Annotated in this window: 19 protein-coding genes; 12 read left to right on the top strand and 7 right to left on the bottom strand. The window is 74.4% G+C overall.

What is annotated here, in order from left to right; translation table 11 throughout:
• The first annotated feature begins 27 nt into the window (after window positions 1-27).
• The 6 genes from LOC65_RS00645 (at window position 28) to LOC65_RS00620 (ending at window position 5,948) form a co-directional block, all read left to right on the top strand.
• A complete protein-coding gene (locus LOC65_RS00645; RefSeq protein WP_230246184.1) occupies window positions 28-2,145 on the top strand; it encodes an EAL domain-containing protein in 2,118 nt (705 codons plus the stop codon).
• A 76-nt stretch (window positions 2,146-2,221) separates the two neighbouring features.
• Window positions 2,222-2,542, top strand: a complete 321-nt coding sequence (locus LOC65_RS00640; protein WP_230246182.1) for a DUF2282 domain-containing protein — start codon at window positions 2,222-2,224, stop codon at window positions 2,540-2,542.
• A 7-nt stretch (window positions 2,543-2,549) separates the two neighbouring features.
• Complete coding sequence (locus tag LOC65_RS00635) at window positions 2,550-4,205, top strand: DUF692 family multinuclear iron-containing protein (protein ID WP_230246179.1); 1,656 nt, start codon at window positions 2,550-2,552, stop codon at window positions 4,203-4,205.
• Window positions 4,202-4,672 carry a DoxX family membrane protein gene (locus LOC65_RS00630; RefSeq protein WP_230246177.1) on the top strand — a complete coding sequence of 157 codons (471 nt, stop codon included), beginning with the start codon at window positions 4,202-4,204 and terminating at the stop codon, window positions 4,670-4,672. Before LOC65_RS00635 ends, LOC65_RS00630 begins: the two co-directional genes overlap by 4 nt.
• Entirely contained in the window at window positions 4,669-5,313 is a 645-nt protein-coding gene (locus LOC65_RS00625; protein ID WP_230246175.1) for a sigma-70 family RNA polymerase sigma factor, read from the top strand. The genes LOC65_RS00630 and LOC65_RS00625 overlap by 4 nt, the downstream gene beginning before the upstream one ends.
• A complete protein-coding gene (locus LOC65_RS00620) occupies window positions 5,310-5,948 on the top strand; it encodes an NrsF family protein (protein WP_230246173.1) in 639 nt (212 codons plus the stop codon). The genes LOC65_RS00625 and LOC65_RS00620 overlap by 4 nt, the downstream gene beginning before the upstream one ends.
• 33 nt (window positions 5,949-5,981) lie before the next feature.
• Here LOC65_RS00620 and LOC65_RS00615 read toward each other — a convergent pair whose 3' ends face one another.
• Genes LOC65_RS00615 through LOC65_RS00605 form a run of 3 tightly spaced genes read right to left on the bottom strand, consistent with a single transcriptional unit; the run spans window position 5,982 to window position 6,720 of the window.
• Complete coding sequence (locus LOC65_RS00615; protein WP_009857822.1) at window positions 5,982-6,191, bottom strand: cold-shock protein; 210 nt, start codon at window positions 6,189-6,191, stop codon at window positions 5,982-5,984.
• A 41-nt stretch (window positions 6,192-6,232) separates the two neighbouring features.
• The gene (gene infA, locus LOC65_RS00610) at window positions 6,233-6,505 is read right to left on the bottom strand and encodes a translation initiation factor IF-1 (protein ID WP_009857823.1); all 273 of its coding nucleotides are present in this window, start codon (window positions 6,503-6,505) and stop codon (window positions 6,233-6,235) included.
• Entirely contained in the window at window positions 6,487-6,720 is a 234-nt protein-coding gene (locus tag LOC65_RS00605; protein WP_206026815.1) for a hypothetical protein, read from the bottom strand. Before LOC65_RS00605 ends, infA begins: the two co-directional genes overlap by 19 nt.
• Window positions 6,721-7,147: 427 nt before the next feature.
• Here LOC65_RS00605 and LOC65_RS00600 point away from each other — a divergent pair, with 427 nt between their 5' ends.
• Window positions 7,148-9,262, top strand: coding sequence for an EAL domain-containing protein (locus LOC65_RS00600; RefSeq protein WP_230246172.1), 2,115 nt, complete (start codon window positions 7,148-7,150; stop codon window positions 9,260-9,262).
• On the opposite strand, the gene LOC65_RS00595 is transcribed toward LOC65_RS00600, so the two are convergent.
• Window positions 9,255-10,025, bottom strand: coding sequence for an SDR family NAD(P)-dependent oxidoreductase (locus LOC65_RS00595; RefSeq protein ID WP_230246171.1), 771 nt, complete (start codon window positions 10,023-10,025; stop codon window positions 9,255-9,257). The two genes, LOC65_RS00600 and LOC65_RS00595, sit on opposite strands and share 8 nt — an antisense overlap.
• A 125-nt stretch (window positions 10,026-10,150) precedes the next feature.
• Between LOC65_RS00595 and LOC65_RS00590 the strand changes: the two genes are divergently transcribed.
• Both LOC65_RS00590 and LOC65_RS00585 read left to right on the top strand, forming a co-directional pair.
• Entirely contained in the window at window positions 10,151-11,047 is an 897-nt protein-coding gene (locus LOC65_RS00590) for a LysR family transcriptional regulator (protein WP_230246170.1), read from the top strand.
• Between the two features lie 119 nt (window positions 11,048-11,166).
• Window positions 11,167-13,128 (top strand): diguanylate cyclase domain-containing protein, encoded by a 1,962-nt coding sequence (locus LOC65_RS00585; RefSeq protein WP_230246169.1) that lies wholly within the window; start codon window positions 11,167-11,169, stop codon window positions 13,126-13,128.
• A gap of 3 nt (window positions 13,129-13,131) precedes the next feature.
• On the opposite strand, the gene LOC65_RS00580 is transcribed toward LOC65_RS00585, so the two are convergent.
• A complete protein-coding gene (locus LOC65_RS00580; protein ID WP_230246167.1) occupies window positions 13,132-14,076 on the bottom strand; it encodes a LysR family transcriptional regulator in 945 nt (314 codons plus the stop codon).
• A gap of 97 nt (window positions 14,077-14,173) precedes the next feature.
• On the opposite strand from LOC65_RS00580, the gene LOC65_RS00575 reads away from it, so the two are divergent.
• Entirely contained in the window at window positions 14,174-15,385 is a 1,212-nt protein-coding gene (locus LOC65_RS00575) for an MFS transporter (protein ID WP_230246164.1), read from the top strand.
• Window position 15,386: 1 nt separating this feature from the next.
• Here the strand turns inward: LOC65_RS00575 and LOC65_RS00570 are convergent, their stop codons facing one another.
• Both LOC65_RS00570 and LOC65_RS00565 read right to left on the bottom strand, forming a co-directional pair.
• Window positions 15,387-16,529: an MFS transporter gene (locus LOC65_RS00570; RefSeq protein ID WP_230246162.1), complete on the bottom strand. Its 1,143-nt coding sequence runs from the start codon at window positions 16,527-16,529 to the stop codon at window positions 15,387-15,389.
• Between the two features lie 43 nt (window positions 16,530-16,572).
• The gene (locus LOC65_RS00565; RefSeq protein ID WP_230246160.1) at window positions 16,573-17,589 is read right to left on the bottom strand and encodes an asparaginase; all 1,017 of its coding nucleotides are present in this window, start codon (window positions 17,587-17,589) and stop codon (window positions 16,573-16,575) included.
• A gap of 38 nt (window positions 17,590-17,627) precedes the next feature.
• Between LOC65_RS00565 and LOC65_RS00560 the strand changes: the two genes are divergently transcribed.
• Window positions 17,628-18,452 (top strand): DUF429 domain-containing protein, encoded by an 825-nt coding sequence (locus LOC65_RS00560; RefSeq protein WP_230246157.1) that lies wholly within the window; start codon window positions 17,628-17,630, stop codon window positions 18,450-18,452.
• Window positions 18,449-20,896 carry a ligase-associated DNA damage response DEXH box helicase gene (locus tag LOC65_RS00555; protein WP_230246154.1) on the top strand — a complete coding sequence of 816 codons (2,448 nt, stop codon included), beginning with the start codon at window positions 18,449-18,451 and terminating at the stop codon, window positions 20,894-20,896. Before LOC65_RS00560 ends, LOC65_RS00555 begins: the two co-directional genes overlap by 4 nt.
• The last annotated feature ends 70 nt before the right edge of the window (window positions 20,897-20,966 follow it).

Below are 20,966 nucleotides of genomic sequence, written 5' to 3'. Positions count from 1 at the left end.
GCGGCTCGCGCCCGGAGACCCGTACCCGTGTCCCAGCCACGCCGCCTCTCGTTGTCGCCCGGTGCCCGCTCGCCGGGGCGTCAGCGTTCGCCGGGCTGTCCTTACCCGGACACGCCTTGCGCGCCGGCCTCGCTGGAGCCGCTGGACCTGCTGCGGGCGCCGGTCTGGATCTTCGACATCGACCACCGCCGCGTCGTCTGGGCCAACCGGGCGGCGCTGGAGGTCTGGCGCGCCGACAGTCGCGAGGCCCTGGCCGCGCGCGACCTGAGCCGCGACATGTCGGCCACCGTGGCCGCGCGGCTGGCGCAGTACCAGGCCGACTTCGTGGCGCACGGCGCGGTCTTCAACGAGCAGTGGACGCTGTTCCCCGACGGCCAGCCGGTGCCCTTGCAGATGCAGCTCAGCGGCTGGCGCCTGCCCGACGGCCGCATGGCGATGCTCTGCGAAGGCCGGCCGATCGAGCACACGACGCCCGAGTCGCTGCGTGCCGTCGACGCGCTGCTGCACACGCCGATGATGATCTCGCTGCACGCGCTGGACGGGCGGGCGCTGTACCGCAACCCGGCGGCGCGTGCCTCGGTGCGCCGCCACGACGAGCCCCTGTGTGAACGTTTCGCCGATGCCGAGGCGCTGGCGGCGCTGCAGTGCCAGCTCGAGTGTGACGGCGAGGCGACGCTGACGATGGCCGTGCACACCGCCGCCGGGCCGCGCTGGCACGAGGTCTCGGCGCGCCGCCGCCGCGACGCCGTCACCGGCGCCGAGGTGCTGCTGCTCGGCGAGACCGACGTCACGCCGCTCAAGCAGAGCGAGGCCCAGGCGCGTTTCCTGTCCGAGCACGACGGCCTGACCCGGCTGCCCAACCGCGCCGCGGCCGAGGCCCACTTCCGCCGCCTGGCCGACGCCGTGCGGCAGGCCCCGCCGGAGCGGCCGCTGAAGGCCGCCGTCGTGCTGATCGACCTGGATCACTTCAAGGACGTCAACGACTCCTGGGGCCACGCTGCCGGCGACGAGCTGCTGGTGCAGGTGGCCGAACGTTTTGCCGGCGCGGTGCGCCGCGACGACCTCGTCGCGCGTTTCGGCGGCGACGAGTTCCTGATCCTGCTGGCCGCCCCCGACCCGCGGCGCGAGGTGGCGCGCATCCACGCCCGGCTGCGCGAGCGCCTGGCGCGGCCGTTCGAGCTGGGCAGCGTGCAGGCGCGTGTCGCGGCCACCGTCGGCGCCAGCGTCTTCCCCGACGACGGCGAGGACTTCGAGCGCCTGCTGCAGCACGCCGACCTGGCGATGTACCGCGGCAAGGCCGAGGGCCGCGACGCGCTCGCGTTCTACGAGGCCGGCATGAGCGTGACGCTGCAGGCGCGCACGCGGCTGGAGCAGGAGCTGCGCCCGGCGCTGGCGCGCCACGAGTTCGAGCTGTTCTACCAGCCGCGTGTCAGCGCCGGCGTGCCGCGCATCGTCGGTGCCGAGGCGCTGCTGCGCTGGCGCCATCCGGCGCGTGGCTGGGTGATGCCGGGTGAGTTCATCCCGGTGTGCGAGGCCACCGGGATGATGCGCGAGCTGGGCCGCCGGGCCTTCGAGATGGCCGCGCGCCAGCAGGCCGGCTGGTGGGCGGCGGGGCGGCGGCTGAAGCTGTCGGTCAACCTGTCGCCGTGCGGGTTCGAGGACCCGTGGCTGCTGGAGGAGATCGAGGCCGTGCTGCGCGGCACCGGCTGCCCGCCGCAGGCGCTGGAGATCGAGGTCACCGAGTCGATGCTGGTCGCCGAGGGCGAACGCACGACGCGGGTCGTCGAGGGGCTGCGTGCGCTCGGGCTGTCGGTCGCGCTGGACGACTTCGGCATCGGCTACTCGCACCTGGCCTATCTGCAGCGGCTGCCGTTCACGTCGCTGAAGATCGACCGGCGTTTCGTGCAGGCGCCGCTGCAGGAGCGGCCGGTGGCCGAGGCCATCGTCGGGCTGTGCCGGGCGATGAAGCTGCACCCGGTGGCCGAGGGCGTCGAGACCGAGGCCCAGCGGCGCTGGCTGGAGGAGCTCGGCGTGGCCGAGTTCCAGGGCTGGCTGTTTGCGCCGGCGCTGCCGCGCGAACGTTTCGAGGCGCTGCTCGACGGCGGCACGCTGTCGCCCGGCGCTTCCCCCGCGGACCCGGTGTAACCGCCAGGCGGTTTGCTTCGTATGGCAGGGAGCGCCGCTTCGGCGCCCCGTGCCAACCCCCGACGAAGGAGACCCGATGAACCCGACCGTTTCGCTGCCCGCCGCCGCGCTCGCCCTCGCGCTGGGCGCCGCGCTGACCCTCGCCGCCGCCCCGGCCCAGGCCGCCGAGGCCGGCGCCAAGGAGAAGTGCTACGGCGTCGCGATGAAGGGCCACAACGACTGCGCCGCCGGCCCCGGCACCACCTGCGCCGGCACCTCGCGCACCGAGCACCAGGGCAACGCCTGGTCCTACGTGCCTGCCGGCACCTGCGAGAAGACGGTCTCCAAGACCTCGCCCACCGGCTTCGGCCAGACCCTGCCGTTCAAGGAGAAGGCCAAGGAGATGGGCAAGGCCTGAACGCGCCATGCCCGCCCGCCTGGCCGGCCTCGGCTTCAAGCCCCAGCACGCCGACGCGCTGCTGGCCGGCGAGGCCGTGGTCGACTTCCTCGAGGTGCACGCCGAGAACTACCTGGTCGACGGCGGCCCGCGGCTGCGCCTGCTCGAGCGCCTGCGCGAGCGCTGGCCGCTGTCGGTCCACGGGGTCGGGCTGTCGCTGGGCGGGCTGCAGCCGCCCGATGCGGCGCACCTGGCGCGGCTGGCGGCGCTGGTGCGGCGTTTCGAGCCGCGCTGGGTGTCCGAGCACCTGGCGTGGTCGGCGCACGGCGGCACCTGTTTCCCCGACCTGCTGCCGCTGGTCTACGACGAGGCCGCGCTGGCGCGGGTCGCCGCGCACGTCGACCAGCTGCAGCAGGCGCTCGGCCGGCAGGTGCTGATCGAGAACCCGAGCACCTATCTGGAGTTCGAGGCCAGCGCCATCGGCGAAGGCGAGTTCCTCGCCGAGCTCGTGCGGCGCACCGGCTGCGCGCTGCTGCTGGACCTGAACAACGCCTGGGTCAGCGCCGTCAACCACGGCCGCGACGCCTGGGCGCTGGTGGCCGCGCTGCCGCCGGCGGCGGTCGGCGAGATCCACCTCGCCGGCTGCAGCCGGCAGCACGACGCCGCCGGCGCGCCGCTGCTGATCGACGACCACGGGTCGGCCGTCGCCGATCCGGTCTGGGCGCTGTACCGGCGCACGCTGCAGCGCCTGGGGCCGGTGCCGACGCTGATCGAACGTGACCACGACGTGCCGCCGCTGGTGGTGCTGGCGGCCGAACTGCTGCCGGTGCGCCGTGCGCTGGCCGAGGCACCGGTGGCGCCTGCGGTGGACGCCGGCGCACCACGCCGCCTGGCGATGCCGGCCACGGCGCCGGCCGACCGGCCGCAGCCGGCCATCGCCGCCGCGCTGCTGGACCCGGCTGCGCCGGTGCCGCCGGGTCTGCGGGCCGGGAACGGTTCGGACCCCGCGGCGCGCCTGGCGGTGCACCGCCACAACGTCGATGCCGCCTGGGCGAGGGCGCTGGCCGACGGTTTCCCGGTCGTTCGCCGCCTCGTCGGCGAGGCTTTCTTCGACACCATGGCGCTGGCCTTCGCGCGCCAGGCGCCGCCGTGCGGCCCGGTGCTGGGCGACTGGGGTGACGGCTTCGCTGCGGCGATCGCCGGCTACGGGCCGGCGCAAGGGCTGCCCTGGCTGGCCGAGGTCGCGCGGCTGGAGCGCGCGCGGGTGCGCGCCGCGCTGGCCGCCGACGCCACGCCGCTGGACGCCGCCGCCGTGCAGTCGCACCTGGTGCACCCGCAGCGGCTGCCCGGCGCCCGGCTGCGGCTGCATCCGTCGCTGGCCGCGCTGAGCTTCGAGCATGCGGCGCTGTCGATCTGGGCCGCGCACCAGCTCGACGAGCTGCCGGCCACCCTCGCGACCGACGGCGCCGAGGCGGCGCTGGTGCTGCGCGATGCCGGCGACGCGGTGCTGACGCTGGCCGTCGACCGGCCGACCGCCGCCTTCTGCGCCGCCCTGGCCGCCGGCCGGCCGCTGGGCGCCGCGGCGGCCGAGGCCGGTGCTGGCCTGGACCTGGCGGCGGCGCTGGCGCTGCTGCTGCGCCACGGCGCGCTGGTCGGCTGGGAGCCGGCGCTGGAGGCCGCATGACCCCCCGCGAAGCGGCCGAGGCCGCGCTGCAGCTGCTGGCGCGGGTCGCGCTCGCCGGCCTGTTCTGGCGCTCGGGCCAGACCAAGGTGGAGGGCTTCGTGTTCGACCTGGCCGAGGGCCGTGTCGAGCTCGGCTGGCCGCGGCTGGCGCCGCAGGCCGTCGACCTGTTCCGCGACGAGTACCGGCTGCCGCTGCTGCCGCCCGAGGCGGCGGCGGTGCTCGCCGCCGGTGCCGAGCACCTGCTGCCGCTGCTGCTGCTGTTCGGCCTGGGCACTCGCGGCGCGGCGCTGGGGCTGCTGGTGATGACCGTGGTGATCCAGGTCTTCGTCTACCCCGGCGCCTGGCCGACGCACGGCATCTGGGCCGCGGCGCTGGGCGGGCTGCTGCTGCGCGGCGGCGGCCCCTGGTCGCTGGACGCCTGGCTCGTGCGGCGCGGGCCGGCTGCCGGCCGGGAGGTGCCGCGGTGAGCGCGTCCGACCTGATGCATCCGGGCTGGCCCGGCGCCGAGAATCGCGCCGTGCCGCCGCCCGCCGATCCGCCTGCCGATGCCGCCGCGCCGCCCGACGACGCGTTCGAGCGCCGCATCGCGCCGCCGTGGCGGCGCGCGCACGACGGCGACGAGGCCGCCTACCGCGAGGCGCTGACGCTGGCCGCGGCGCGGCTGCGGGCCTATCTGCGCCGGCGGCTGGCGGCGCGGCCCGACGAGGTCGAGGACCTGGTGCAGGACACGCTGCTGGCGCTGCACCTGCACCGCGGCACCTGGGACCCGACGCTGCCGGTCGCGGCCTGGATGCTGGCCATCGCGCGCCACAAGCTGATCGACCACCTGCGCCGTCACGGCCGGCGCGAGGCGCTGCACGAGCCGCTGGACGAGGTCGGCGACGAGCGGCTGGCGGCGCCGGACGCCGAGGCCGGCACCGCGCGCGACCTGCAGCGGCTGCTGCAGGCGCTGCCGGCGGCGCAGCGCTCGGCGATCGTGCTGACGCGGCTCGAGGGGCTGTCGGTGAACGAGGCGGCGCAGCGCACCGGCGCCAGCGAGTCGGCGATCAAGGTTCAGGTGCACCGCGGGCTCAAGCGGCTCGCGGCGCTGGTGAGGAGAACGGGATGAAGACCGAGCAGTGGATCGAGCTGCTGGCGAGCTCGGCCGGGCCGGCGCCGCGGGCGGTCGCGGCGCGGCGGCTGGCGGTGGCGCTGGGCGCCGGCCTGGTGGCCAGCGTCGCCGTCGCCGTGCTGGGGCTGGGCCTCGTGCCGGGCGCGATGTTCGCGACGCCAGCGCCCTGGTTCAAGCTGAGTTATGCCGCGGCGCTGGCCGTGGCGGCGGCCTGGCTGGCCGCGAAGCTGGGGCGGCCGCTGGCCACGGGCCTGCACACGCCGGCCATGGCGGTGGCGGCCGTGGTGGCGGCGGCGGGCGTGGCGGGGCTGGTGAACTGGTTCGACACGCCGGTGGCAGCGCGCCTGCCGGCCTTGTTCGGCCACTCGTCGTGGTCGTGCCCGGCGGCGGTGCTGGGGCTGTCGTTGCCGGCGCTGGGCGCCGTGCTGTGGGCCTTGCGAGGGCTGGCGCCGACGCGGCCACGGGCCGCGGGCGCCGCAGCCGGCCTCGCGGCCGGGGCCGCGGGCGCGTTCGGCTACGCGCTGTCGTGCACCGAGGCGGCGATTTCGTTCTCGGCGCTGTGGTACACGCTGGGCATTGCGGCCAGCGCCGCGCTGGGTGCGCTGGTGGGCGCGCGCACGCTGCGCTGGTGAGGCCGCCGCCGGGAGGCGGCGGCGTTCAGGCCGTCAGATGGCGCGGATGCGCGAGGCTTGCGGGCCCTTCTGGCCCTGCGTCACCTCGAACTCGACGCGCTGGTTCTCGGCCAGGGTCTTGAAGCCCGTGCCCTGGATTTCCTTGAAGTGGGCGAACAGGTCCTTGCCGCCGGCGTCCGGCGTGATGAAGCCGTAGCCCTTGCTCTCGTTGAACCACTTCACGGTTCCGGTTTCGGTCGTCATGTCTTCAGTCCTTTCGGTTGGTCAATGCAGACGGGGCGCGCTCAGCGACGCGACCCGTGATTCTGGGAAGGGGCCGGGGCCGGGGTCGTGCGCCGCTCGAGGTGGCGGAACGTGATGCGGCCCTTGCTGAGGTCGTAGGGCGAGAGTTCCAGCGACACGCTGTCTCCCGCGAGGATGCGGATGTGGTGCTTGCGCATCTTGCCGCCGGTGTAGGCCACGAGGCGGTGGCCGTTGTCCAGCGTCACGCGAAATCGCGAGTCCGGGAGGATCTCGTCGACCACGCCGCGCATCTCGATCAGTTCTTCCTTGGCCATGGGTGCTCCTGTTCCGTGTCGATGGCGGCGTTCCGGCCCTCGGTCCGGGCCACCCAGGCCAGGCCTTCGGTGGTCGCGTGGCGGGCGGCAGCGTCGCGTGTGGTGAATCGGGGCAGCAGTCGCAGCACGCGGTCATGCGTGGCGCGGCCGATGCCGCTTCGGATGGACACCGAAGCGGCAAAGCCGTCGGTGTCGTGGCGGGTCAGGGGCGACACGGTGTATCGCCCGACCTGGATCGGTGTGTGGATGAAGGTCCTTCGGTGGGGCGGGAGGTGCCGCCCCGGGTATTGCAGATGCCGCGCAAGGCGCGCGACGACGAACGATCGGGGGTGAGCTTGCAGGGGTATTCGCTGCGTGCTCGGCGCGGTCCGCGGGGGACTCGGCGGCGGGAGGAGGATCAGGCCTCGGTCTCGGCGCAGCGTGTCGGCTTCGGGGAAGCAGGAACACGTTGGGGCGAGGCGCACCCGGCATTGTCGCATACCTGGGAACCGGGCGTGGCATCCATCGTCCACCGAGCTCCGGGGTGTGTGCGCCGGGCGCCACGGCAGGGCCGCGGCGTGACGCAGTTCACGGCGCTGCGCTGAAGCCGCCGGGCCCCGGGGCCGAAAACAGGCTTTACGGCGTGGAGTGCATGCGCCGGCCATGCCGCTGCCTCCGATGCCCGCCGATCCACCTGTCCACTCGAGCTACCGTGCCGGCGCTCTCGCCGCGGTGCGCGACGCCTACGTGGTGCTGCTGCCGATCACGCTGTTCGGTGTCGCGGCGACGCTGCTCGGCAACTTCCCGATCCCGGCCGGCCGCGCCTGGCTGGAGGCACGTTTCGGCCTGGGCTGGGCCGATGCGGCCGAGGCCGTGGTGCAGTCCACCTGGGGCGTGCTCGGCCTGGCGCTGGCGGTGACGATCGCGTCGATGGTGGCCCAGCGAGCCCCTCGCGGCATGTCGCGCGAGCCGCTGCCGCCGATCTGGGTCGCGATCGGGGCGATGGTGAACTTCACGCTCTGCGCCAGCGCCACCGGGCCGGTCACGCTGCAGTCCTTCGGAACGGGCTCGATGCTGACCGGCATCGTCGTCGGGCTGGCGACGCCCGCGCTGCTGCGTCCGCTGGCCGACTGGGCGCCGATGCGCCGCCTGGCGATCGGCTACGACAGCAACCCGGTCTTCTATCACGCGACCCGGCTGACGCTGCCGCTGGTGCTGCTGGGGCTGCTGTCCAAGGCCGTCGCCGAGCTGGTGTGGCGCCTGCCGCGCCCGGACGCCCAATGGCTGGCCGAGGCCGGCGCCCGGCTCGACGCCGAGTGGCTGCTGACGCCGCTGGCCGTCGCCGTCAACCAGTGCCTGTGGTTCTTCGGCGTGCACGGCGGCAAGGTGCTGGACGCTCACTTCGGCTTCCTGTTCACGCTGGCCGGCGAGCCGGCCGTGCCGGGCCGCGTTCCGCGTGTGCTGGTCGACAACTTCGTGCACCTGGGCGGCTCGGGGGCGACGCTGGGGCTGCTCGTCGCGCTGTTCATCGTGGCGCGCCACGGGCAGAACCGGCGCCTGGCGCAGCTGTCGTGGCTGCCGGCGCTGTTCAACGTCAACGAGCTGCTGCTGTTCGGGCTGCCGCTGGTGCTGAACCCGCGTTTCCTGCTGCCCTTCCTGCTCGGGCCGCTGGTGCTGGTGCTGCCGCCGCTGCTGGCGCTGCACCTGGGCTGGATCGAGCTGCTGCCGGTGCAGATCCCCTGGACGACACCGGTGCTGCTGTCGGGCTGGTGGCTGACCGGGTCCTGGGTCGGCGCCGCGCTGCAGGCGCTGGGGCTCGTGATCTCGACCGCGATCTACCTGCCCTTCGTGCGCCGCCACGAAGCCGAGCGCCGCGCCGAGCGCCTGAGCGCCTTCCAGCACGCCAGCGCGGTCATCGTCAGCGAGGCGCCGCGCAGCGACACGCCGCTGCGCCGCAGCGACCACGTCGGCGTCATCGCTCGCGGCCTGCTGCACGATCTGGAGCGTGCGATCGGCACGCCGGCGCTGGCGCTGGTCTACCAGCCGCAGCACCGGGCCGACGGCGCGGTGGTCGGCGTCGAGGCGCTGCTGCGCTGGCAGCACGCGGGCTATGGCGCGGTGCGCCCCGACGTCGCGATCGCGCTGGCCGAACAGGGCGCGGTGATCGCGCCGCTGGGCGCCTGGGTCATCGACCGGGCCTGCGCGTGCAAGGCGCAATGGAACACGCAGGGCCTGGGCGCGCTGACGATGTCGGTCAACGTCTCGCCGCTGCAGCTGTCGCAGCCGGGGCTGCACCTCGTCGTGGCGCAGGCGCTGCACCGCCACGGCCTGCGCCCCGACGAGCTGGAGCTGGAGATCACCGAGAGCCGCGGCATCCCGGTCGGCGAGGTTGCCGACGCCAACCTGGCGCGCCTGGACGCGCTCGGCGTCGGCCTGGCGATGGACGACTTCGGCATGGGGCACGCGTCGCTGCTGCACCTGCGGCGATTTCGGGTCGCGGCGATCAAGGTCGACGGCTCGCTGAGCCGCGACGTGATGACGCATCCGGTGAGTGCCGACATCATCCGCGCCATCGCGACGCTGGGGCATGCCGGCGGGGCCCGCGTCATCGCCGAGTTCGTCGAGACGCGCGAGCAGCGCGACCTGCTCGCGACCCTGGGCTGCAACGTGTTCCAGGGTTACCTCTACAGCCGAGCACTGCCGGCTTCCGAGTGCCTGGAGTACCTGCTGCAGGCCCGGGGGGCGGTCGCCGAGGCGGCCGCCGCCGAGCTCAGATGAACATGCCGCCCGAGGCCTCGATGCGCTGCCCGGTGACCCAGCCGGACTCGTCGGCCAGCAGCGCGGCGACCGCGCCGCCGATGTCCTCGGGCCGACCGACGCGTCCCAGTGCCGTCTGCGCCGCGACGTAGGCGTTGAGCCGGGTGTCGTCGCGCACCGCGCCGCCGCCGAAGTCGGTCTCGATCGCCCCCGGCGCCAGCGTGTTGACGCGGATGCCGCGTGCGCCCAGTTCCTTGGCCAGGTAGCGCGTCAGCACCTCGACCGCGCCCTTCATCGTCGCGTAGGCGGCGTAGCCGGGCAGGCTGAAACGTGTCAGCCCGCTGGAGACGTGCAGGATGCGCGCGCCGTCGGCCAGCAGCGGTAGCAGCGCCTGCGTCAGGAAGAACGGGCCCTTCAGGTGCACGTTCATCAGCGCGTCGAAGTCGGCTTGCGTTGTCTCGGCGAAGGCCGCGTGCACGCCGAAGCCGGCGTTGTGCACGACGGCGTCCAGCGCCGGCCGGCCGATGCCGTCGGCGAGCGCGCCGCGCAGCGCCTCGACGAAGGCCGGGATGGAGGCGACCGCGCCGGCGTCGAACTGCAGCGCCACCGCACGCCGGCCCAGCGCACGCACCTGCGCGGCCACCGCCTCGGCCTCGGCGGCGCGGCTGTGGAAGGTGAAGACCAGATCCCAGCCGGCTCGGGCCAGGTGCAGCACCGCGTCGCGGCCGAGGCCGCGGCTGCCGCCGGTGACGAGGGCGGTACGGGGGGTGGCGAGCGTGTTCATCGGATCGTCCTGTTTCGTGGAAGCGGCATGGCGCCGCGGTGCAGGCACTTTAGGAGTTCGGATTCGCTGGATAAACGTGGCTGATTCGGCAACACTGGTCGACGTTTTCGACCAATCAAGCCACCATGTCCCCCGAAGACCTGCGCATCGTGCTGCGTGTCGCCGAGCTCGGCAGCTTCACCGAGGCCGCCCAGCGCCTGGGCCTGCCACGTGCCACCGTGTCGACCGCGGTGCGGCGGCTGGAGGAGCGTCTGGGCGCGCGACTGCTGCAGCGCACGACGCGGCGCGTCAGCCTCACCGACGACGGCCGGCTGTTCGTCGAACGCTGCCAGGACGTGCTCGCCGACCTGGACGAACTGCGCACGATGTTCCAGCAGCAGCCGCAGGCGCTGACCGGGCGGCTGCGTGTGGACATGCCGCTGGCGATGGCGCGTGCGCTGGTGCTGCCGCGGCTGCCCGAGTTCCTGGCGCTGCACCCGGGGCTCGCGGTCGAGATCGGTGCCGCCGACCGCCGCGTCGACCCGGTGCGAGAAGGCTACGACGCGGTGATCCGTGTCGGTGCCGTCGTCGCCGAGCAGCTCGTCGGCCGGCCGCTGGGTGCGTACACGATGGTCAACGTCGCCAGCCCGGGCTACGTCGCGCGCCACGGCGAGCCACGCTCGGTCGAGGACCTGGCGGCGCACCGGCTGGTGCACTACCAGCCCAATCTGGGCGACCGGCCGGCGGGCTTCGAGTACCTGGCGGCCGACGGCTCGCTGCGCAGCGTGACGATGGCCGGTGTCGTCACCGTCAATGCGACCGACGCCTACCTCGCTGCCTGCGAGGCCGGGCTGGGCATCATCCAGATTCCCGAGGCCAGTGCACGCCCCGGCCTGGAAACCGGGCGACTGGTGGCGCTCTTGCCGGCTTTCGTGCCGCCGCCGATGCCGGTGACGCTGCTGCTGCCGCACCGGCGCCACCTGCCGCGGCGCGTGCGCGCCTTCGCCGACTGGGTGGCGACGCTGTTTCCTGCACCGCGCTGACGCCGGCCGGCGGCACCGGGCCGCCGCCGGCAGCGACAATGCGGGCCGAGACGGCACGACATGCCGTCCAGATCGAGGGGTGGGGAATGCAAGCCGGGGGAAGAAGGACGCCCGGCGGGATGCCGCGACCCGGGGTCGTGGCGCTCGCGATGGCGCTCGCGCTGGGCCTGGGCGTCGTCGCGGCGTCTGCCGAGCCGCGCCTGCCGCCTGAAGGCCGTGTCGGCCCCGAGGAGCGTGTGCTCGACGAGCTGCTGCGCGCCGACATCGCCCGTGCGCCCGCGCTGCGCATCGAGCGCATCGACGCCTTGCGCGCCGACCCGCGCTGGGCTGCGCCACCATGGCAGGCGCTGCTGGCCGTCGAACGCTGCGCCGCGTCGCAGGGCGCGAGCCCGGAGCTGCTCGCCACGCTGGAGACGCGCGCCGGCGACAGCGCCGATCCCCACCTGCAGGTCGCCCTGCTGAAGTGCCGCCAGTGGGCCGCCGACCACGCCGGCAACCCGAGCGACAACTACCGCTACGCGCGCCAGGCCTGGGGCCTGATCGACCGCCTCCGGCTGCCGACGCTGGCCTTCCGCGTCGCCCGCGACTACGCCGACGAAGCCACCTACGCCGGCGCCGTCGACGACGACCTGACGGCGATCGGCCGTGCGCTGGAGATCGCGCGCCTGGCCGGCGACGCGCCGCGCGAGGCCGACGCGCTGACGACGCTGGCCATGATCCAGGGAGAACTCGGCCAGCACGCCGACGCGCTGCGCAACAGCGACCGCGCGCTGCAGCTCGACCCCGAGATCTCGCGCAGCGACGACAAGCTGCTCGCGCGCAGCGCGCTGCAGATCGGTGCCGGCCAGTACGACGCCGCCCGGGCGACGCTGCTGCGGGCGCTCGAGCTGGCCGAGCGCGAGGGCGACGCGGAGACGCGGCTGGCGGTGCGCATCAACCTCGCCGACGTCTACTACCGCACCCGCCGCGTGCAGCAGACGCTGGACCTCACCGCCGAGCTCGTCGTCGAGGCCGACCGCATGGGCATCGAGTACCTGAAGGCCTACGCCTGGATCGGGCGCGGCTTCGCGCTCGCGGCGGCGGGCCAGATGCAGGCCGGGACCGAGGCCTTCGACCGCGGCCGCGTCTGGTTCGAGCGCGGCGGCCAGGTCGGCGAGGTCGCGCGGGCGCTGCGCGACTGGGCGGCCATGATGGCCCGCGCCGGGCGCTGGGAGCAGGCCTACCAGGCCTCCGAGCGGGCCGCCGAGCTGCGCGAGCGCACCCAGCGCGAGGCGCGCGAGAAGAACGCCAGCTTCCTGGCCGCGGTGCTGGAGAGCAGCCGCAAGGACCTGGACATCGAGCGCCTGCGCCACCAGAGCCAGACCGCCGAGCTGCAGCTCGAGGCCGAGCGCCTGCACCGGCGCACGACGATCGCCGTGGCCGCCGCGGTGCTGCTGTCGACGGCCTCGCTGCTGTTCGTGCATCTGCGCACCCGCCGCGTGAACCACCAGCTGCGCGACGCCAACGCCGCGCTCGACTACGAGAGCACGCACGACCCGCTGACCGGCGCCTACAACCGCCGCCATTTCGAGCGCTTCTTCGCCCAGCGCCTGGCGCGCGGCGGCGGCCGCGTGCTGCTGGTGCTGCTGGACATCGACCACTTCAAGGCCATCAACGACCGCCACGGCCATGCCTGCGGCGACCGCGCGCTGCGCGAGACCAGCCGCCGCCTGGCCGACTGCGTGCGCAGCGACGACTGCATCGTGCGCTGGGGTGGCGAGGAGTTCCTGCTCTTCATCGACGACCCCGACGATGCCGAGGCCGAACGCGGCTTCGTGCTGCGCCTGCTCGATGCCGTCGGCGCGCGGCCCATCGAGCTGGACACGGCCCGCCGGCAGGTGACGGCCTCGATCGGCTTCGCGTCGATCGAACTCGTGCCCGACTTCGACCTGGACGCCGCGCTGGCCGACATCGACTCGATGCTCTACCGCGCCAAGACCGGCGGCCGCCACCGCGCGGTGGGCCGGCTGAACGGCGGCGACGAGCCGGTCGTGCTGCTGCCGACGCCGCCGACGCCGGTGGCCGGGGCCGTGCCGGCCTGACGTTCAGGCGCTGGCGCGTGTCGCCGGCACCATGCCCGACAGCGTCGGCATCGCCGCGCGCATCGCGGCGATGAAGGCGCGCAGCCGCGCCGGCTGCAGCCGCGCCGGCGGGTGCAGCAGGACCACCGGCAGCGGGGCCGCGCGCCAGTCGGGCGCCAGACGCACCAGCCGGCCGGCGGCCAGGTCTTCGGCCACCAGCCACGACGAGATGATCGCCGCGCCGGCGCCGCCGCGGGCCGCTTCGCGCAGCGCGTACAGGCTGTCGGTCGTCAGCCGCGGCTGGATCGCCAGGCGCCGCCATTCACCGCTGCGGCGGTCCTGCAGTTCGATCTCGTCGCGGTAGAAGCTGCCGGCGGCCAGCCAGGGCAGGGCGGCCAGCGCCTCGGGTTCGGCCGGCGGCGGGCCGTCGCCCCAGAGGCCCGGCGCGGCGACGACGAGGCGCGGCACCTCGGCCAGCCGCACCGCCACCAGCCCCGGCTCGTCGACCGCGCCGACGCGGATCGCGCAGTCCACGCCCTGGCCGATGAAGTCGGGCAGGCGGTCGTGCAGCAGCCACTCGACCGAGACCTCGGGGTGGCGGCGCAGGAAGTCCAGCAGCGGCACGACCAGCTGCTGCTGGCCGAAGGCGTGCGGCACGACGACGCGCAGCCGGCCGCGCGGGACGTCCTGCACGCCGCGCAGGTCGGCCTCGGCGGCGTCCCAGCGTTCGAGCAGCGAACGCGCGTGTTCGTAGCAGCGCTGGCCGTCTTCGGTCGGCGCCATCGAATGCGTCGAGCGCTGCAGCAGCCTCAGGCCCAGCGAACGTTCCAGCTGCTGCAGCCGGCGGCTGATCGTCGGCTGCGTCGTGCCCAGCGCGACGGCGGCCGCCGACAGGCTGCCGGCGTCGACGATGCGCACGAAGGTCTGCAGCAGTTCCAGGCGGTCGGTGCCGGCAAAGGCTTTGGTCATGCGCTGAGCGTATGACAGATGTGAATCCGGCGCTACTACAACGCCTGTCGATGCGCTGGAAGAATTTCAGACATCGAATCCCACGCTGGAGTCCACGATGTCCGCCCTTCCCGCTCCCGCTCCGCTGTCGCCGCTGCCCACCGCCTCGCGCCCCGCCTCGCCGCCGGTCGTGCTGATGGCCGCCGGCGCCGGTTTCGCCGTCGCCTCGATCTACTACGCCCAGCCGCTGCTGGCCGCGCTCGGTGCCGACCTCGGCGCCGGCGCCGCCGGCGTCGGCCTGGTGCCGACACTGACCCAGTTCGGCTACGCCGCCGGCCTGCTGCTGCTGGCGCCGCTGGGCGACCGCAGCGACCGGCGCACGCTGATCACCGCCAAGGCCGCACTGCTGACGCTGGCGCTGCTGGCCGCGGGCCTGGCGGCCGGGCTGCCGGCGCTGCTGGCGGCCAGCCTGGTCATCGGCCTGGCGGCGACGATGGCCCAGGACCTGGTGCCCGCCGCCGCCGCGCTGTCGGCGCCTGAACGGCGCGGCGCCACCGTCGGCAGCGTGATGACCGGCCTGCTGCTCGGCATCCTGCTGTCGCGGGTGGCCAGCGGCCTGCTGGCGGCGGCGTGGGGCTGGCGCAGCGTGTTCTTCGCTGCCGCCGCGGCGGTCGCGGTGATCGGCCTGGCGGTCTGGCGCGGCCTGCCGCACATCGCGCCGACGACGCGCCTGGGCTACGGCGCGCTGCTGGCGTCGATGGTCTCGCTGTGGCGGCGCCACGCGGCGCTGCGCCGCGCGGCAGCCGTGCAGGCGCTGCTGTCGGTCGGTTTCAGCGCCTTCTGGTCGACGCTGGCGCTGGCGCTGCAGGCCCGCCACGGCCTGGGCGCGGCGGCGGCCGGGGCCTTCGGCCTGGCCGGGGCCGCCGGGGCGCTGGCCGCGCCGCTGGCCGGCCGCCTGGCCGACCGCCGCGGGCCGGTCTTCGTCACCCGCCTGGCGGCGGCGCTGGCGGTGGTCTCGTTCGCCGTGCTCGCGGCCGAGCCGCTGCTGCCGACGGTGGCGGCGCTGGCGCTGATCGCCGTCGCCGCGGTCGGCTTCGACTTCGCGATCCAGGCTTCGCTGGTCTCGCACCAGACCCTGGTCTACGGCCTGGAGCCCGAGGCGCGCAGCCGGCTCAACGCGCTGCTGTTCACGACGATCTTCGTCGGCATGGCGGCCGGTTCGGCGCTCGGCGGCCTGGCGCTGACGCACGGCGGCTGGCTGGGCATGGTCGCGCTGGCGAGCGCCGCTTCGCTGGGTGCGCTGGTGCTGCGCCTGCGCCCGCTGCGCTGAGTCAGCGCAGCAGCCGCGCGCCGGCGCCCAGCGCCAGCGCCGCGGCGACCAGCGTCGCCATCGCCAGGTTCAGCGAGCTCGCATGGGCGATGGCGCCGACCAGCGGCGGCCCGGCGAGCAGGCCGACGTAACCCAGCGAGGACACCGCGGCGATGCCGTCGGCCGGCGTCACACCCGGCTGGCGGCCACCGGCGACGAACAGGATGGGCACGACGTTGGCGAGCCCGGCGCCGACCAGCGCCATCGACGCAATGCCGACCACCGGGTGGTGCAGCAGCAGCGCCGCGCTCATCGCCAGCGCCGCCAGCCCGGCGCTGGCGGCCAGCAGCGTGGCGGCGTGGAAGCGGCTGCGCAGCGCATCGCCGCCGAAACGCGAGGCCGCCATCGCCGCCGCGAAGGCCGCGTAACCCAGGCCGCCGACGGCCTGCGTCTGGCCCAGCGAATCGGTGAACCAGAGCACGCTCCAGTCGTAGATCACGCCTTCGGCCAGCAGGCCCAGCGCCGCCAGCGTGCCCAGCAGCAGCAGGCGCGGCGGCGGCAGCCGCCAGCGCCGCGGGCCGTCGGGCATCGGCGGGTGGTCGGGCAGCAGCGAACGCGCGGCGACCAGCGACAACGCCAGCATCACGATCGCCAGCGCACCGAGCTGCCAGGCGGCCGGCACGCCGGCGGCCAGCAGCGCCGAGCAGCCGCCGGCTCCGGTCATCGCGCCCAGGCTCCACATGCCGTGAAAGCCGCTGACGACCTTGAAGCCGCTGCGTTCCTCCAGCAGCGTGCCTTCGGCGTTGATCGAGACGTCGTAGAACGCGCCGGCGGCGCCGAACACGAGCATCGTCGCCACCAGCGCGGCGAAGCCGCCGTGCAGCAGCAGCGTGCCCAGCGCCGCGGCGATGACGACCGCGGCCACCGGCACGACGCGCCGCGGGCCGTGCTCGCCGATGACGCGCCCGGCGACGAGCAGCGCGCCGACGGCGCCGACCGCCGCCGCCAGCAGCGCCAGCGAGAGTTGCGCTTCGTCCAGCCCGTAGCGCGCCTTGGCGCTGGGCACGTGCGCGCCCCAGGCGCCGGTGACGGTGCCGAAGGCGAAGAAGAGGGAGCGGACGGCGAAACGCGCCGGGCGCAGCGCCCGGGCGGGAGCAGGGGACATCGGGATCATCGGCGGCAGGCACCGGATGATGCCCGCCCTTGTTTCAGCTCGCCCAGCGCAGCCGGCCGACGTCGAGGCCGTTCCAGTTGGCCAGCGGCTGGTCGGCGAAGGCGTGCACGAAGCCGCGTTCGGCCTCGTCCAGGCGCACGAAACGTTCGATCAGCGCCGCCATCACGACTTCGCAGGCGCGCGAGGCGCCGTCGTCCATCTTCACCGCGACGCCCAGCCCGGCCTTCGGGAACGCGGCGCAGAACACGCCTTCGGCGCCGACCTTGCAGAACACCCGTTCGCCCAGGCGCTCGATGATGCGGGTGTCGAAGCGCCCGCTGCCGCCGACCATGAAGGGCTCGGCGGTGACCGCGGCCATCAGCCGCTTCGCGGCGCGGGCACGGCCTTCACGCAGGCCGATGCCGCTGCCGGCGCGTGCGAAGGCCAGCGCCAGGTGGCGCAGCGGGATCGCGTAGGTCGGGATCGAGCAGCCGTCGGTGCCGCGCGGCGCGTCGGCCAGGCGCCAGCCGGTCGCGGCTTCGATCGCGTCGCCGACTTCGCGCATCACCGGGTGCTCGGGCTTGACGTAGCCGCTGAGGAAGGCGCGTTTGTCGGCGTCGCCGGCGAGCAGGCAGCCCAGGCAGACGAACCCGGCGTGTTTGCCCGAGCAGTTGTTGTGCAGCGCGCCCGGCGTCTGGCCGGCGGCGGCCATCTCGCGCTGCACGACATCGCGGTAAGGCCAGTGCGCGCCGCACTCCAGCGCCGCGTCGTCGACGCCGGCGGCGGCCAGCATCGAAGCCGCGACGGCGACGTGGCGCGGTTCGCCGTTGTGCGAGGCGCAGGCGATCGCGAGCTGTTCGTCGTTCAGGCCATAACGTTCGGCGGCACCGCTCTCCACGAGCGGCAGCGCCTGCAGCAGCTTGACCGCCGAACGCGGGAAGATCGGCCGGTCGATGTCGCCGGCCGAGGCGACGACGTCGCCGTCGGCGTCGACGACGGCCCAGGCGCCGCGGTGGGTGGATTCGACGGCGCCGCCGCGCAGCGCCTCGACGAGGGTCGGATTGGCAGTCATGCGCCGACTGTAGCGGCGGCCCCGCGACAATCGCCGCGATGACCCCGACCGCTTCTTCGCTGCCGCTGCTCGGCGTGGACTTCAGCTGCGCGCCGTCGCGGCGCAAGCCGATCACCGTCGCACGCGGCACGCTGCACGGCGCCGTGCTGCGCCTCGAACGGGTGGACGAGCTGCCGACGCTCGCCGGCTTCGAGGCCGTGCTCGCCGAACGCCCCTGGTTCGGCGGCTTCGACTTCCCGTTCGGCCTGCCGCGCGCCTTCGTCGAGGCGCAGGGCCTGGGCAGCAGCGCCGCCGAGGTCGTCGCCGAACTGCGCCGGCGCTGCCCGGTGCGCATGGACTTCCGCGCGCTGGTCGACGCCTGGGGCAATGGCCGCCCGGCCGGCCAGCGCCTGGTGCACCGCCGCACCGACGTCTCGCTGCCCGGCGCGACGAGTTCCAGCCCGCTGCAGACGCGTTACGTGCCGGTCGGGTTCATGTACTACGAAGGCTTCTCGCGCCTGGTCGCCGCCGGCGTGCAGGTGCCGGGGCTGGTGGCCGGCGACGCCGAGCGCCGCGCCGTCGAGGCCTATCCCGGCCTGCTGGCCGCCGAGATCCTGGGCCGGCGCTCGTACAAGAACAGCGAGGCCGCCGACCGCCTCATCGCACGCAAGGACCTCGTCGACGCGCTGGAGCAGGGCCGCACGCGGCTGGGCCTGCGGCTCAAGCTGACACACGCTCAGCGCGACGCGCTGGTCGCCGACGCCTCGGGCGACCGGCTCGACGCCGCGCTGTGCCTGCTGCAGGCCGGCTGGGCCAGCTTGCGCGACGGCGCCGGCATCCCGGCCGACGTCGACCCGGTCGAAGGCTGGATCGTCACCGCATGATCGAGGTGGCCGGCCTCGTGCACGCCGAATCCTGGTTCGGTGCACGCGGCTGGCAGCCGTTCGAGTTCCAGCGCGCCGTCTGGGCTGCGATGGCCGCGGGCGACAGCGGCCTGCTGCACGCCACCACCGGCAGCGGCAAGACCTACGCCGTCTGGTTCGGCGCGCTGGCGCGTGCGGCGCCGCGGCGCGGGCTGCAGGTGTTGTGGCTGACGCCGATGCGCGCGCTGGCCGCCGACACCACGCGCGCGCTGCAGGCCGCCGCGCCGCCGGGCTGGGACGTCGCCCAGCGCACCGGCGACACCGGCAGCGCCGAACGTGCGCGCCAGGACCGGCGCCTGCCCGAGACGCTGGTGACGACGCCCGAGTCGCTGTCGCTGCTGCTGACACGCGACTCGGCACGTGCCGAACTGGCCGGCGTGCAGACCGTCATCGTTGACGAATGGCACGAGCTGATCGGCAGCAAACGCGGCGTGCAGGTGCAGCTGGCGCTGGCGCGGCTCAAGCGCTGGAACCCGCAGCTCGCCGTCTGGGGGCTGTCGGCGACGATCGGCAACCTGGCCGAGGCGATGGCGACGCTGGTCGGCCACGAACACGGCCGGCTGGTGCAGGGCCGCATCGAGAAGCGCCTGGTCGTCGACACGCTGCTGCCGCACGAACCGGGGCGTTTCTCCTGGGGCGGCCACCTCGGCGCGCAGATGCTGCAGCCGGTGCTCGACGAGATCGAGTCCTCGTCGACGTCGCTGGTGTTCACCAACGTGCGCTCGCAGGCCGAGATCTGGTACCGGCTGATCCTCGACGCGCGGCCCGACTGGGCGGGCCTCGTGGCGCTGCACCACGGCTCGCTGGACCGCAGCGTGCGCGACTGGGTCGAGGCCGGGCTGAAGGACGGGCGGCTGAAGGCGGTGGTCGCGACGTCCAGCCTGGACCTGGGCGTCGACTTCCTGCCGGTCGAACGTGTGCTGCAGATCGGCAGCGCCAAAGGCGTCGCGCGCCTGCTGCAGCGCGCCGGCCGCAGCGGCCACGCACCCGGCCGCGCCAGCCGCGTGACCCTGGTGCCGACGAACACGCTGGAGTTGGTGGAGGCCGCGGCGGCGCGGCGTGCGGCGCTGGCCGGGCGCGTGGAGTCGCGGCGCACACCCGACAAGCCGCTGGACGTGCTGGTGCAGCACCTCGTGACGGTGGCGCTGGGTGGCGGTTTCGAGGCTGGCGCGCTGTACGACGAAGTGCGCAGCGCGCCGGCCTACCGCGGGCTGAGCCGCACCGAGTTCGACTGGGCGCTGGCCTTCGTCGAACGCGGCGGCGACAGCCTGGGCGCCTACCCCGAGTACCACCGCGTGCAGTGTGTCGACGGCGTCTGGCGCGTCGTCGACCGCGGCATCGCACGCCGCCACCGGCTGCAGGTCGGCACCATCGTCGCCGACGCGACGATGCAGGTGAAATGGCTGTCGGGCGGCACGATCGGCAGCGTCGAGGAAGGGTTCATCGCGCGGCTCAAACCCGGCGACGTCTTCGTCTTCGCCGGCCGGCTGCTGGAGTACGTGCGCACCCAGGACCTGGCGGCCTACGTGCGCAAGGCGACGAAGCCCAAAGGCCTGGTGCCGGCCTGGAACGGCAGCCGCATGCCGCTGTCCTCGGAACTCGCCGACGCGGTGCAGGCGCTGCTCGACGAGGTCGCGGCCGGCGTTTTCGCCGAACCCGAGCTCGAAGCCGCGCGGCCGATGCTGGAGGCCCAGAGGCGGCTGTCGCGGCTGCCGCAGCGTGGTCGGCTGTTGGTCGAGCGGCTGCGCACGCGTGAAGGCTGGCACCTCTTCCTGTACCCGTTCGCCGGCCGCAACGTGCACGTCGGCCTGGCCCAGCTGCTGGCCTGGCGGCTGGCGCAGGCGCGGCCCAACACCTTCTCGCTGTGTGTCAACGACTACGGCCTGGAGATCCTGGCTGCCGAGGCGCCGGATCTCGCGCTGCTGGAGGACAAACGCCTGTTCGCCACCGACACGCTGCTGGCCGACGTGCTGGCCAGCCTGAACTCGGGCGAACTGGCGCAGCGGCGTTTCCGCGAGATCGCGCGCATCGCCGGGCTGGTGTTCGGCGGTTATCCGGGCGCGCCCAAGAGCCTGCGCCAGCTGCAGGCGTCGAGTTCCCTGTTCTGGGGCGTGTTCCGGCGCTACGACGCCGGCAACCGCCTGCTGGCGCAGGCCGAACGCGAGGTGCTGGCGCAGGAGCTGGAAATCGGCCGCCTCGCCACCACCTTGCAGCAGATGGACACCCTGGACCTGGAGATCGTCGAGCTGAAGGCCGCGAGCCCGTTCGCGCTGCCGCTGCTCGTCGAACGGCTGCGCGAGCGCCTGTCGACCGAGCAGATGAAGGACCGGCTCGAACGCCTGCTGGCGTCGTCGAACGCGGCGCTCGACAAGCCGGCGCCGCAGCGCCGCCGCGCGGCGTCATGAAGCGCGTTCGCCGCCTCTTCGCCGCCGGCAACGCCGCGCGCCTGGGCACCTATCTGCTCGCGCTGTGGAA

The sequence above is a fragment of the Rubrivivax sp. JA1055 genome, assembly GCF_020966565.1.
Classification (GTDB): Bacteria; Pseudomonadota; Gammaproteobacteria; order Burkholderiales; family Burkholderiaceae_C; genus Rubrivivax; species Rubrivivax benzoatilyticus.
Note: the sequence above shows the minus strand (reverse complement) of the source record. Positions and strands in the feature narration are given on the sequence as shown.